We start from the raw sequence: 13464 nt of genomic DNA on the forward strand, positions 1-13464 counted from the left end.
CACAAGGAGTGTGCGATGAGCCAAATCAGTCTGGTGGGAGCGGGCCCCGGGCCCCTCGAATTGTTGACCCTGCGCGCCCTGCACCGCATAGAGGCGGCAGAGGTGGTGGTCTATGACCGCCTGGTAGGGAGCGAGATCCTGGCCCGGATCCCCCAGGGGGCGGCCCGCTTCGACGTGGGCAAGCGCTGCGGCGAGCCGAGCCCGACCCAGGAGGAGATCAACGCCCTGCTGCTGGCCCTGGCCCGCACCGGCAAGCGGGTGGTGCGCCTCAAGGGGGGGGATCCCCTGGTGTTCGGCCGGGGCGGGGAGGAGGCGCTGCACCTGGCCCGCCACGGCATAGAGGCCGAGCTGGTGCCCGGTATCACGGCGGCCCTGGGCTGCGCCGCCAGCACCCTGATCCCCCTGACCCACAGGGGGCTGGCCCGCTCCCTGACCCTGGTGACGGGCCATCTGATGGACGAGGGGGACTATAGAGGCTGGCAGGGGCTGACCCGGGCCGGCCACACCCTGGTGTTCTACATGGGGCTGGAGCGGGCGGCCCAGATCCGGCAGGGGCTGCTGGCGGCGGGGGCATCCGGGGAGCTGCCGGTGGCCCTGGTGGTGGCCGGGTGCAGTGCGCGCCAGCAGGTTCATCACGCCAGGCTGGAGGGACTGGAGCAGGCCGCCCGTGCCCTGCTCGGCCAGAGTCCCGTGCTGATGATCATGGGGGAGGTGGTGAACCTTGGCGCCGAGCTGCAGGCCCTGCTGAACCAGGCCATGGAGCGGGTGGCCTGAGCCGGTTTTTCCCCTCTACCCCCACTACCTCCTGATGGATAAAAAGGAGGTAGATTCAAATAGTTGGCCTTCATGTTGCGGCATTTTCGGCAGACACGTTGCGATAGCCGTTGGCAAGGAGCGCCATGACTACTCTTCCCCGGGGCCAGGACGGCCCCCCCTCCCGCCTGCTGATCCACGCCGATGATCCGGGCCAGGCCAATCGCCTGGCCCTGCTGGTCAGCCACTACGGCCATCAGCCCAGGATACTCGACACCCGCCAGCTGCTGACCCCGATGGAGCAGGGGGACGCCCTGCTGGTCAGTTGCCGCCAGTTCGGCGCCGAGGTGCGCCTCGGCCTCTCCCTCTGGCCCGGCTTGCCGCGTCTCTTGTTCTGCGAGCGGCTGGGGGGCGACACCCAGCTCGCCTTGTTGCAGCAGGGGGTGCTGCTGGTGCCCCACCCGTGCGGCGAGCGGGAGCCGGTGGAGCAGTGGCTGCGCCTCGCCCGCAGCCAGCTCGCCATGGTGCAGGCCCTGATGCAGACCGAGAGCGAGCTGCGCCAGAAGCTGGAGGAGCGGCGGCTCATCGAGCAGGCCAAGGGGCGCCTGATGCGCCATCAGGGGCTGGACGAGGAGCAGGCCTATCGCCTGATGCGCAGCACCGCCATGAGCCGCCACCTGAGCCTGGGGGAGCTGGCGCGGCAACTGCTGCAGGCACTGCCCGCCTGAGCGCCCCGCTGGCAAACCGTTTTGGTGCAATTGCGCCTAATTGAGGCAAGTGGGGGGCAAAAGCGGGAAGACAAAGACCGGAAAGGGCCGCCCGATGCGGCTTGGACGAGCTGGCACGGAAAGTGAATAACAAAATAACAAGAAGACGAGTGCAATGAAGTGAAGAGACGCAGTGAGGGGCCAGATCGGCCACCTCGCTGCAACAGGGCAAAGAGGCCCCACTGATCCCGGATCGGTGGGGCTTTTTTTTGGTCGTAACACGCTGTCAGGGTCGCAGCGCTGCAACGAGGCAGCACAGCGATCCCCCCGACGGCCTGGCGCGAATGCCCAGACCCTGAACCGAGCGAGGAGATGCAATGAAGGGACGACAAGGATGTGCGGGGCTGCTGCTGGCGGCGCTGTCGCTGCCGGTGCTGGCGGCTGTGGGTGCCCCCGAGCAGGAGGAGCTCAGGCTCGGCTTCATCAAGCTGACCGACATGGCGCCGCTGGCGGTGGCCTACGAGCGGGGCTACTTCGAGGATGAGGGGCTCTACGTGACCCTGGAAGCCCAGGCGAACTGGAAGATCCTGCTGGATCGGGTGATAGACGGCGAGCTGGACGGCGCCCAGATGCTGGCGGGCCAGCCCCTGGCGGCCCACATCGGCATCGGCACCCAGGCCGAGCTGGTGACGGCCTTTGCCATGGATCTCAACGGCAACGCCATCACGGTGGCCAACAGCGTCTGGGCCGCCATGGCGCCCCAGCTGCCCAAGGCGAAGGCGGGCCAGGTGCCGCCCCCGGTGAGCGCCGCCGCCCTCAAGCCCGTAGTAGCGGACTACCGTCAGGGGGGCAAGCCGTTCAACATGGGGATGGTGTTCCCGGTCTCCCCCCACAACTACGAGCTGAGGTACTGGCTGGCGGCGGGCGGCCTGCACCCCGGCTTCTATGCCCCCAAACTCGGGGACAACTCGGGCCAGCGTCAGGCGGAGGTGCTGCTGTCGGTGACGCCGCCGCCCCAGATGCCCGCCACCCTGGAGGCAGGCACCATAGCCGGCTACAGCGTGGGTGAGCCCTGGAACCAGCAGGCGGTCGCCAGGGGCATAGGGGTGCCCGTCATCACGGATCAGGAGATCTGGCGCAACAACCCGGAGAAGGTGTTCGGTGTCACCCGCCAGTGGGCGGAGCGCAACCCCAACACCCATGTGCGGCTGGTGAAGGCGCTGCTGCGGGCGGCCTGGTGGCTGGATGCAGAACAGAACGGCAACCGGCGCGAGGCGGCCAAGCTGCTGGCCAAGCCCGAGTACGTGGGGGCCGACGAGGCGGTGATCGCCAGCTCCATGACCGGCACCTTCGAGTACGCCAGGGGGGACAAGCGCCAGCTGCCTGACTTCAACGTCTTCTTCCGCCACCACGCCACCTATCCCTACTACTCCGACGCCATCTGGTACCTGACCCAGATGCGGCGCTGGGGCCAGATCCCCGAGGCCAGGCCGGACGCCTGGTTCGAGCAGGTGGCCAAGGCGGTCTATCAACCGGGCGTCTATCGCCAGGCCGCCGAGGCACTGATCGCCGAGGGCAAGCTCAAGGCCACGGACTTCCCGGACTTTGCCAGCGAGCAGGGCTATCGCGGCCCCCAGGATGGCTTCATCGACGGCCTCATCTATGACGGCCGCCACCCCAACGCCTATCTGCAGCAGTTCGCCATCGGCCTCAAGGGCGATGAGCGGGTGCAATGAGCGAGGAGAGCGCAATGAAACGACTTCAGTGGAAAATCATTGATTGGAAAACCCTGGTGCAGCCCCTGCTCGGCGTGCTGCTGTTCCTCGGCCTCTGGCAGTGGGGGGCGAGCCAGGTGCAGACCAGTCTGGGCGCCCTGCCCGGGCCGCTCGCCACCGCTAGCCAGCTCTGGTCCCTCGGGCAGGAGCATCTGGCGGAGCGGGAGAAGGCGGCGGCCTTCCTCGAGCGCCAGCAGGTGCGCAACGCGGCAAGGCTGGCGGCGGATCCGGCGGCCGAGGTGAAGCTGCGCCCCTACACAGGGCGCCCCACCTTCTTCGATCAGATAGCCACCAGCCTGCTCACCGTGCTGTGCGGCTTCACTCTGGCGACCCTGATCGCCATCCCGTGCGGGGTGCTGCTCGGCATGAACCAGGGGCTCTATCGCGCCGCCAATCCGGTGATCCAGCTGCTCAAGCCGGTCTCCCCCCTGGCCTGGCTGCCCCTCATCACGCTGGTGGTGAGCGCCCTCTACGCAAACCCGAGCCCCTGGCTCGCCAAGTCCTTCCTCACCTCGGCCCTGACGGTGACCCTCTGCTCCCTCTGGCCGACCCTGATCAACACGGCGGTGGGGGTGGCGGGGCTGGATGGGGATCTGCACAACGTCAGCCGGGTGCTGCGACTGTCGTTTGTGACCCATGTGCGCCGCATCGTGCTGCCCGGGGCCCTGCCCATGATCTTCACCGGCCTTCGCCTGTCCCTGGGGGTGGCCTGGATGGTGCTGATCGCGGCGGAGATGCTGGCCCAGAACCCCGGGCTCGGCAAGTTCGTGTGGGACGAGTTCCAGAGCGGCGGCTCGGCCTCCCTGGCCCGCATCATGGTGGCGGTGATCACCATAGGCCTCATCGGCTGTGCCCTGGACAGGGGCATGCTGACCCTGCAGCAGTGGTTGTCTTGGGACAAGCGCCAGGTACTGCGTTAATCACATTCCTATTCAGGCAGGAGAAGAGCCAATGAAGAGTTATCTGGAGATAAGCGACGTCGGCATCTCGTTCGAGACGGAGCAGGGCAGTTTCGAGGCCCTCAGCCGGGTCAACCTGCGCATCGAGAAGGGGGAGTTCGTCTCCCTCATCGGCCACTCGGGCTGCGGCAAGAGTACAGTGCTCAACCTGGTGGCCGGGCTGCTGGAGCCGACCCTCGGCGGCATCATTCTCGATGGCCGCGAGGTGGCGGGGCCGGGGCCGGAGCGGGCCATGGTGTTCCAGAACCACGCCCTGCTGCCCTGGCTCAGCGTCCAGCAGAACGTGGCGCTGGCGGTGGCCCAGGTGGAGTCTGACAAGCGGGCGGTGACGGAGCGGGTGGACTACTACCTCTCCCTGGTGCAGATGGATCACGCCAGCCGGAAGATGCCCCACGAGCTGTCGGGGGGCATGAAGCAGCGGGTCGGCATAGCCCGAGCGCTCTCGCTCTCCCCCAAGGTGCTGCTGATGGACGAGCCGTTCGGCGCCCTCGACGCCCTGACCCGGGCCCATCTGCAGGATGCCCTGATGGAGATCCAGGCGGAGCTTGGCAACACCGTCATCATGATCACCCACGACGTGGACGAGGCGGTGCTGCTCTCCGATCGCATCTGCATGATGACCAACGGCCCCAGCGCCACCGTCGGGGAGATCTTGACGGTGGACCTGCCAAGACCCAGAGACAGGGTCGCCCTGGCGGATGACCCCCACTACCACAAGCTGCGCCAGCAGGTGCTGCGCTTCCTCTACGAGAAGCAGCGCAAGGTGACCCCCCTCAAGGCGGCCGAGAAAGTGCGCAGCAAGCTGCGCGCCTGAGCCTACCGGATTCAAGGAAGAGAGATATGACTAACAAAGAGAAACTGCTGGTGGTGGGCAACGGCATGGTGGGTCACCACTTCGTCGAACAGCTGGTGGCGGCGGGCGGGCTGGCGCGCTTCGAGGTGACCGTGTTCGGGGCCGAGCCGGACTCCGCCTATGACAGGGTGCACCTCTCCGAGGTGTTCGGCGGCAAGGCCCCGGAGGCGCTGCGCATGGCGGATCCCGCCTGGTATACAGAGAGCGGCATAACGCTGCGGCTGGGGGCCGAGGTGGAGGTGCTCGACCGGGCCGCCGGCACCCTGACGCTGGACAACGGCGAGCAGTTCCCTTACGACCGCCTGGTGCTGGCGACCGGCTCGGTTCCCTTCGTGCCCCCCATCCCCGGCCATCAGCGGGAGGGGTGTTTCGTCTACCGCACCCTGGGGGATCTCGCCGCCATCCGCGATGCCTGCGCCCAGGCCCGCAGCGGCGTGGTCATAGGTGGCGGCCTGCTGGGGCTGGAGGCGGCCAACGCCCTGCGCCTGCTCGGCCTCAAGACCCAGGTGGTGGAGTTCGCCCCCAGGCTGATGCCGGTGCAGCTCGACGAGAGCGGTGGCGCCGTGCTGCGAGACAAGATCCAGGCCCTCGGGGTCGAGGTGCTGGTGGAGAAGGCCACCGAATGCATAGAGCAGGGGGAGCAGGCTCGCCACCGCCTGCGTTTCAAGGACGGCACCCACCTTGAGACCGACGTGCTGCTGTTCTCCGCAGGCATCCGCCCCGCCGACGCCCTGGCCCGGCAATCCGGGTTGGCGGTCGGGGAGCGCGGCGGCATCTGCATCGACGACGGCTGCCACAGCTCGGATCCCGCCATCCTCGCCATCGGCGAGTGCGCGCTCTGGCAGGGGCGCATCTTCGGCCTGGTGGCCCCAGGCTACCAGATGGCCCGGGCCGCCGTGGCCAGCCTGTGCGGTGGCGAGACCCGCTTTGTCGGGGCCGACATGTCCACCAAGCTCAAGCTGATGGGGGTGGACGTGGGCTCCATCGGCGACGCCCACGCCAGCACCGCCGGTGCCCAGGAGCTGCTGCTGCTGGACAGGGTCAAGGGCATCTACAAGAAGCTGGTGACCGACGGCGAGGGGAGCCGCCTGCTCGGCGCCATCCTGGTGGGGGACGGCGCCGATTATGAGCGGCTGCTGCAGTACTACCAGAACGGGGTGGCACTGCCCCAGCCGCCGCTCTCCCTGCTGGTGGGGGAGGCAGGCGCCGCCCCCGCACCCCTGGTGCTGCCGGACAGCGCCATCCTCTGCTCCTGCCACAACGTCAGCAAGGGGGAGGTGGTGGCCGCCGTTCGGGCGGGCAACCACGAGCTGTCGGCGGTGAAGAGCTGTACCAGGGCGGGCACCGGCTGCGGCGGTTGCAGCAACCTGCTCAAGCAGGTGGTGGATCAGACCCTGGCGGACCTCGGTGTGGAGGCGGACAAGGGGCTGTGCGAACACTTCGCCTACGGCCGCCAGGAGCTCTATCACCTGGCCCGGGTCGGCGAGCTGAAGAGCTTCGAGGCGCTGCGGGACAAGCACGGCCAGGGGCTGGGGTGCGACATCTGCAAGCCGACGGTGGCCTCCATCCTGGCGTCGCTGTGGAACGAGCACGTGCTGGAGAAGCCCCATCGCGGGTTGCAGGACACCAATGACGCCTTCCTCGCGAACCTGCAAAAGGATGGCACCTACTCTGTGGTGCCGCGCATCCCGGGGGGGGAGATCACCCCGGACGGCCTCATCACCATCGGGGAGGTGGCGCGCAAGTACGGCCTCTACACCAAGATCACCGGCGGCCAGCGCATCGATCTGTTCGGTGCCCGGGTCGACCAGCTGCCCGCCATCTGGGGCGAGCTGGTGGCGGCGGGGTTCGAGACCGGCCAGGCCTACGGCAAGTCGGTGCGCACCGTGAAGTCTTGCGTTGGCTCGACCTGGTGTCGCTACGGGGTACAGGACTCCATGACCCTGACCCAGACCCTGGAGCACCGCTACAAGGGGCTGCGGGCGCCCCACAAGCTGAAGTTTGCGGTCTCCGGCTGCACCCGGGAGTGCGCCGAGGCCCAGAGCAAGGACATCGGCGTCATCGCCACCGAGCGGGGCTGGAACCTCTATGTGTGCGGCAACGGCGGCATGCGGCCGCGCCACGCCGACCTGTTCGCCACCGACCTCGACGAGCAGACCCTGATCCGCTACATCGACCGGCTGCTGATGTTCTATGTGCGCACCGGGGACAGGCTGCAGCGCACCTCGGTCTGGATGGAGAACATGGAAGGGGGGCTCGACTACCTCAAGTCGGTGATCATCGAGGACAGGCTCGGCATCGGGGACGAGCTGGAGGCCATGATGGGGGAGATAGTCGGCAGCTGGCAGTGCGAGTGGAAGAGCACATTGGCGGATCCGGACAAGCTCAAGCTGTTCGAGGCCTTCGTCAACCGGCCCGAGGACCAGACGCCGCCGCGCCGTGAGGAGCGGGGGCAATGGGTGCCGGATATCAGCATCAAGGAGGTGGTATGAGTGACATAAAAGAAGAGACCTTGCAGTCAGCGACCGGGGCCTGGCATCGGGTATGCGAGCTGGCGGCGCTGCCGGAGCAGGCCGGGCGCAGCGCCTGGCTGGAGGGGCGGGTGCTGGCGCTGTTTCGCCTCGGGGAGCATGTCTATGCCCTGGACGGGGTGGAGCCCCTGGCCGTGGTGGCGGTGCTGGGGCGCGGCCTGGTGGGGGATGCCGGGGGCGAGCCCGTGGTCGCCTCCCCCCTCTACAAGCAGCGCTACGCCCTGATGGACGGTCGCTGCCTGGACGATCCGGCCCTGAGCGTCGCCTGCTGGCCGGTGCGGCTGGAGGGGGGCGAGGTCTGGGTGCAACTGGGTTGAGTGGCATCATCTGAAAACCATGTTTTGATCGCCGGGCACTGCCCGGTGATTTTTTGTGGCTGACCCGACATTTCTTGCACGAGAGGATGGCGGGAAAACGTTTTTCGGAAATAATGGACAAACGTTTGTAACTGGATGTTTGTCTATGACGGAACGTGAACAGGAGATCCTCGCCCTGCTGCGCCAGGATCCCATGATTGCCCAGCAGGAGCTGGCAGACAGACTGGGTATCAGCCGCTCGGCGCTGGCGAGCCACATCTCCAGCCTGATGCGCCAGGGCTATGTGCAGGGGCGCGGCTATGTGCTGCGCGAAGGCCCCTACGCCGTGGTGATCGGCGGCGCCAACATGGATATCTGCGGCTGCAGCCACGACAACCTGCGCATCGGTGACTCCAACCCGGGTCGGGTGCGTACCTCCGCCGGCGGGGTGGGGCGCAACATCGCCGAGAACCTGGCGCGGCTCGGCACCGATACCCGGCTGCTGACCGCGGTGGGCAACGATCAGTACGGCCATCACCTGCTGGAAGTGAGCCAGCGCGCCGGGGTCGACGTGCGCCAAGTGCTGGTGCTGGAGGGGCAGGCCACCTCCTGCTACCTCAGCCTGCACGATGGCAGCGGCGAGATGAGCTGCGCCGTCAACGACATGGGCATCATAGACGAGCTGACTCCGGCCAGGCTCACCCCCTTGAGCGGCTTCCTCGGTGCGGCGCGGCTCTGGGTGCTCGACACCAACCTCGCCACCCACACCCTCGACTGGCTGTTCGAGCGCCAGGGGGAGCACATCATCTTTGTCGACACAGTCTCTGTGGCCAAGGTGGAGAAGATCCGCCCCTGGCTGCACCGCATCCACACCCTCAAGCCGAACCGCACCGAGGCGGAGCAGCTGTGCGGCTTCCGCATCGCCGGTCCCGATACCTGGCCCATGGCGGCGGCCTGGTTCCACCGCGCCGGGGTGCAGCGGCTGTTCCTGAGCCTGGGGGATCAGGGAATTTTCTATAGCGACGGGGCGTGCCAGGGCCATCTGCCCGTGCTCGGCAGCCCCGTCGTCAACGTGACCGGCGGCGGCGATGCCTTCATGGCAGGGCTGGCCCACGCCTGGTTGCTGGAGCAGGGCATCATGGAGGCGACCCGGTTCGCCCTCGGCTGCGCCGCCCTCACCGTCAATTGTTCCGATACCGTCTTTTCCGGCCTATCCAAGGCCGCCGTTGAACGCATGCTGGAGGAGTACCCATGTTGAACGCTTACCTCGATATTCAACCTGAAGTCGCTGCGGCCCTGGCCGCCGGCAAACCCGTCGTTGCCCTGGAGTCCACCATCATCTCCCACGGCATGCCCTATCCGCAGAACGTGGAGACGGCGCGCCAGGTGGAGCAGGTGGTGCGGGACAACGGCGCCGTGCCGGCCACCATCGCCATCATCGATGGCCGCCTCAAGGTGGGTCTGGATGAGGGGGCCCTGGAGGCGCTGGGCCGTGCCGGTCATGCCGCCACCAAGTGCAGCCGTCGCGACATCCCCTTCGTGCTGGCCAACAAGGGTCTGGGGGCGACCACGGTCGCGTCCACCATGATCATCGCCGCCATGGCGGGGATCCGGGTGTTCGCCACCGGCGGCATCGGCGGCGTGCACCGCTGCGCCCAGGAGACCTTCGACATCTCCGCCGACCTGCAGGAGTTTGCCCAGACCCCGGTGGCCGTGGTCTGTGCCGGCGCCAAGTCCATCCTCGACATCGGTCTGACCCTGGAGTACCTGGAGACCCAGGGGGTGCCGGTCATCGGCTACCAGACCGAGGAGTTGCCCGCCTTCTACACCCGGGAGAGCGGCTTCAAGGTGGATTACCGCCTCGATACCCCGGCGGCCATCGCCGAGGCGCTGCGCCTCAAGTGGGAGCTGGGCCTGGCCGGCGGCGCCGTGGTCACCAACCCCATCCCGACCGAGTTCGCCATGCCCAAGGCCGACATAGACGCCGCCATTGCCCAGGCGCTGCGTGAGGCGGACGAGCAGGGGGTCAAGGGCAAGGCGTCCACCCCCTTCCTGCTGGCCCGGGTGTGCGAGCTGACCGGCGGCAACTCCCTGGCGGCCAACATCCAGCTGGTACTGAACAACGCCGCGCTGGGTGCACGCATCGCTGCCAGCTTGTAAACACCTTTGCGGAAGATGCAAAAGAGGGCCGACAGGCCCTCTTTTCATTGTCAGATCGGCTGCCCGATTACTGCAGTACCAGTCGCCCATTGAGGGGCTGCACGGGCCTGTTGTTGGGGTGGTGCATCACCGCCTTGAAGGCATCGATCTGGGCCTGGCTCACCTGCACCGGCTGCTTCATCACCAGCCAGCGCACCCCTTCCGAGCAGGGCGGGGTGGTCAGCGAGCCGCTGAAGCGGTAGTAGTCGCGCTGGGCGGGCAGCAGTGGCTCCGCCGAGACCGCTTCCTTGAGTTGGCGCAGCTCCCCCGCCTTGGCTGGCAGCACCTGCCAAGCCTGGCTCAGTGCCGCATTGGCCTGGCCCGGCTCGAACATCACCGCCACTACCGCCAGCTCACCCTTGGCGTTGGCATGCACCAGGTGCCCCTCAAGCGGATAGGATCTGCCCTCGATGAGGTTTTCGCTGGGGGCGTGGAAGTGGAACTGCTTGAGCTCGAAGCGCATGCCATCGAGCTCCAGGCTGCTGCCGGGGGCATAGTCGACCTGCACCGTGTGGCCGTTGTTGACTAGCGTCTTGCCACCCGGCAGGTAGTGGAACTGCAACGGCGCCAGCTCGGCCTCCACCAGACCCGAGAGGTTGACCGGCGACTGGTTGCGGCCGGCGCACTGGCCATATTCCGGGGTCAGGCTGGCCCATTTCGCCGGGCCGGCCTCGCCACTGTATTCCCAGTGCGCTGTGGCAGCGAAGGCGGCGGGGCAGAGCAGCAGGGCGCCGGCCAGCAGGGACTTTTTCATCATATATCCTTATCTTGATTGAAAAGCGTGGCCATCCGTTTCCGCAATAAATAGAGGGGGGAAACAGCGGATGGCATCATTTGAAATGCGGGATACAGAATGTCAGACAGTATTTTTATTATTGATTGGATAATTGCCGGCGATATTGATGATGCATTTAATATGGATCTACGTAATGATCGGCCATCACTGCATAGTGAATTATTACGGTGTGTAAAGACAGTAGTCTAATTAATGGGCTGCTGCCGCGGATGAATTTGTTCATGATTCATCCATCGACATTGAACTTTTTTTTACCGCACCAGTTCTGCCGTCAGTCCGTCAGGAATATATTAATTAATTGTTTTTAATGTAGTTTTTGTCTTTCCTTTTTGAACTTGGGCGAATGGCAGGCAGCCGTTCACGGGCAGCCTGAGGCTGCTGTGATGCATGCCCACGAGGGAGAGAAAAGATGAATGAATAATGTCTGGTGCCGGGCTCACTTCTGCGCCGTTTAAAGCAAGGCGGATTGCGCCATCAAGGCGTTGACCGATGCCTTCGCCGGGCTGTCGCACGAGCAGGAGGAGACCATGATCCCGGCTGATGGCCCTGTGGGGCGGTTGACGCCCTCATGACAACAGGGGCCTCGGCCCCCGTTGTCATTTGCTGATCTCATCCCCCACCTGCTTGACCGCATCCCGGGTGCCATGACCTATCTCGCGGGTCACATCCCGGGTGGTGTGGCCAATTTCCCGGGTCACGTCCCGGGTGGTGTGACCCACGGTGCGGCCCGCCTCCTTGATGTCGGCGCAGCCGCTGATCAGGCTGCCCAGGGCCAGGCCGAGCGCCATCAGTGCCATGCAGTTACGCGCCATGCCGTGCTCCTTTTCGTTTCATCATCATCTTCATGTCGATGTCGGCATTATGGCCTCGTGTGCAGCGGGCGGGCAACCAGCAGGGTGTGGCCCGGTCCCGGGATCTCGTGCTCGGCCTCCACATGGAAATGCGCCTCTCGCAGGCACTGGTACAGCTCTTTGGAGTGATAGAAGCGGCTGTTGCCGTTGGCCAGGCTGGTGAAGTAGAGGGAGGTGGCGTTGAGACTGAAACTGGCGGCTTCGAAGGCCTGCCTGTCCCAGAACAGCTCCAGGATGCAGACCCGGGCGTCCGGTTTCATGGCCAGCCGGATCCGGTTCAGGATGGCGACGATCTGCTCGTGGCTGAAGCAGTCGAGGAACTGGCTCATCCACCAGATGTCGGCCTCACCGGGCAGGGGGCCCGGTTGCAGCAGATCCACCGGATGGCCCTGGATCCGCTCCGTCAGCCCCGCCGCCTCGATGTTGCGGCGAGCGAGCGCCAGCTGCTCGGGCAAGTCCAGTATGGTGACCCGCAGTGCGGGATCCCGCTGGGCGCAGGCCAGGGCCCACTTGCCGGTGTTGCCGCCCAGATCGTAGAGGTGGCGCGGTTCATAGTCGAATACCTTGTCCAGCGCCTGCTGGAATGCCCAGTCGGAGTAGAAGTGATCGAAGGCAAACCAGCTGCGGCGGGCCTCTTCCGGCAGCTCGCTCAGGTGCGGGTAGAGGGTCTGCCAGGGGCCGAATACCTGCAGGCCGGCCGGGGTGCCCTGACGGATGGCGTCGAGCAGGTGGGCGAGGGGCTGATAGCAGAGGTGCTGGGTGAAGTCGAGATTGACCCGGGTCATGGGGTCGTTCAGCAGATATTTGCCGACCCGCCCCAGCAGATAGTGCTCCTCGGCCAGATAGCAGAGTCCACCACCGAGCCCCATGTCCAGCAGAACGCCAGCGCCGTATTCGCTCAGTGCACATGCCTGGGCGATGTCGGCCAGCGGCGCGCCCTGCTGGCCGCGGCTCTCGAGAAAGGCGAGCACCCCGGTCTCGCGCAGACACCAGCTGGCCTGGAACAGCATGGGGGCGAAGGCGATTTTCTGGGCTTCGCTGATGGCCTCCAGCGCGTTGTAGGGGTCTGTCTGATAATGCTTCACGGGGTGGCTCCTGCCGGATTAATGGTTTTGGGCGCGGGCGAGTTCGGTCTGGATGGCCTGATTCAGACCCAGCACCCAACGGTTATAACTGCGATGGATGCTGCCCTTGCCCTTGTCATCAAGGTTGACGCTGCTCACATAATTGATGGAATAATCGCGAGCGCTATAGGGAATATCGATCACCGCCTGATGTTGACGCACATTGACCTGGCCACGAATAAGCCCGGGCCGCTCTTTTTTCATCACCCAGCTCTTGCTGGTTCCGGCCGTAATAATAGCATTGGCAACCTGCTCATCGGTCAAATTAAAAGCAACCGGATTGGCGGCCATATTGCGAATGGGCTGGCTGGTGGAACACGCGGCCAACAGGACACAGGTCAACACCATGCAAATTTTATTAACGAGTTTCATAATATATTCCTTGGAGAGAATATTCACCACTTGCGGATGGCAATAAGACAACACAAATCATTTATTTTCAATCATCAAGGCGGTGGATAATCTGCGCCAGCTATTATTTTTGATGAATAATGGTATTATCCGACCGGTATTAACCTGATGACGCCATTCCATGCCGTGGAACAGGCTCTGCCAGCCGGATGAGTGCTTTTTATCGTCTTCGCTCCCACCCACCGTTTTAAGGACAGGTTGCCTGCAAT

At 65.4% G+C, this 13464-nt stretch carries 13 protein-coding genes; 9 read left to right on the plus strand and 4 right to left on the minus strand.

The features are described 5' to 3' along the window. Nucleotides 1-15 precede the first annotated feature (15 nt). The 9 genes from cobA (at nt 16) to ACWPWQ_RS08425 (ending at nt 10034) form a co-directional block, all read left to right on the plus strand. A complete protein-coding gene (cobA, locus tag ACWPWQ_RS08385; protein ID WP_454009540.1) occupies nt 16-774 on the plus strand; it encodes a uroporphyrinogen-III C-methyltransferase in 759 nt (252 codons plus the stop codon). 125 nt (nt 775-899) lie between these two features. Further along, nucleotides 900-1481 (plus strand): ANTAR domain-containing response regulator, encoded by a 582-nt coding sequence (locus ACWPWQ_RS08390; RefSeq protein ID WP_205642334.1) that lies wholly within the window; start codon nt 900-902, stop codon nt 1479-1481. Between the two features lie 356 nt (nt 1482-1837). After that, the gene (locus ACWPWQ_RS08395; RefSeq protein WP_454009541.1) at nt 1838-3196 is read left to right on the plus strand and encodes a CmpA/NrtA family ABC transporter substrate-binding protein; all 1359 of its coding nucleotides are present in this window, start codon (nt 1838-1840) and stop codon (nt 3194-3196) included. 14 nt (nt 3197-3210) lie between these two features. Beyond that, nucleotides 3211-4155 (plus strand): ABC transporter permease, encoded by a 945-nt coding sequence (locus ACWPWQ_RS08400; protein ID WP_454009542.1) that lies wholly within the window; start codon nt 3211-3213, stop codon nt 4153-4155. 31 nt (nt 4156-4186) lie between these two features. After that, nucleotides 4187-5008, plus strand: a complete 822-nt coding sequence (locus ACWPWQ_RS08405; RefSeq protein ID WP_454009543.1) for an ABC transporter ATP-binding protein — start codon at nt 4187-4189, stop codon at nt 5006-5008. Between the two features lie 26 nt (nt 5009-5034). Continuing rightward, nucleotides 5035-7539 (plus strand): nitrite reductase large subunit NirB, encoded by a 2505-nt coding sequence (nirB, locus tag ACWPWQ_RS08410; RefSeq protein WP_454009544.1) that lies wholly within the window; start codon nt 5035-5037, stop codon nt 7537-7539. Then, the gene (gene nirD, locus ACWPWQ_RS08415; RefSeq protein WP_454009545.1) at nt 7536-7895 is read left to right on the plus strand and encodes a nitrite reductase small subunit NirD; all 360 of its coding nucleotides are present in this window, start codon (nt 7536-7538) and stop codon (nt 7893-7895) included. The genes nirB and nirD overlap by 4 nt, the downstream gene beginning before the upstream one ends. Before the next feature lie 145 nt (nt 7896-8040). Next, nucleotides 8041-9132, plus strand: coding sequence for a PfkB family carbohydrate kinase (locus ACWPWQ_RS08420; RefSeq protein ID WP_454009546.1), 1092 nt, complete (start codon nt 8041-8043; stop codon nt 9130-9132). Next, nucleotides 9126-10034: a pseudouridine-5'-phosphate glycosidase gene (locus ACWPWQ_RS08425; RefSeq protein ID WP_454009547.1), complete on the plus strand. Its 909-nt coding sequence runs from the start codon at nt 9126-9128 to the stop codon at nt 10032-10034. Before ACWPWQ_RS08420 ends, ACWPWQ_RS08425 begins: the two co-directional genes overlap by 7 nt. Nucleotides 10035-10101: 67 nt before the next feature. Here the strand turns inward: ACWPWQ_RS08425 and ACWPWQ_RS08430 are convergent, their stop codons facing one another. The 4 genes from ACWPWQ_RS08430 to ACWPWQ_RS08445 all read right to left on the minus strand — a co-directional run bounded on the left by ACWPWQ_RS08430 (nt 10102) and on the right by ACWPWQ_RS08445 (nt 13216). Next, nucleotides 10102-10827, minus strand: a complete 726-nt coding sequence (locus ACWPWQ_RS08430) for a carbonic anhydrase (RefSeq protein WP_454009548.1) — start codon at nt 10825-10827, stop codon at nt 10102-10104. 638 nt (nt 10828-11465) lie between these two features. Beyond that, nucleotides 11466-11681 carry a hypothetical protein gene (locus ACWPWQ_RS08435; protein ID WP_139746110.1) on the minus strand — a complete coding sequence of 72 codons (216 nt, stop codon included), beginning with the start codon at nt 11679-11681 and terminating at the stop codon, nt 11466-11468. A gap of 47 nt (nt 11682-11728) precedes the next feature. After that, nucleotides 11729-12805: a methyltransferase gene (locus ACWPWQ_RS08440; protein ID WP_454009549.1), complete on the minus strand. Its 1077-nt coding sequence runs from the start codon at nt 12803-12805 to the stop codon at nt 11729-11731. 18 nt (nt 12806-12823) lie between these two features. Beyond that, nucleotides 12824-13216, minus strand: a complete 393-nt coding sequence (locus tag ACWPWQ_RS08445) for a hypothetical protein (protein WP_202046583.1) — start codon at nt 13214-13216, stop codon at nt 12824-12826. Between the last annotated feature and the right edge of the window lie 248 nt (nt 13217-13464).

The organism is Aeromonas sp. Marseille-Q7275 (genome assembly GCF_965119515.1).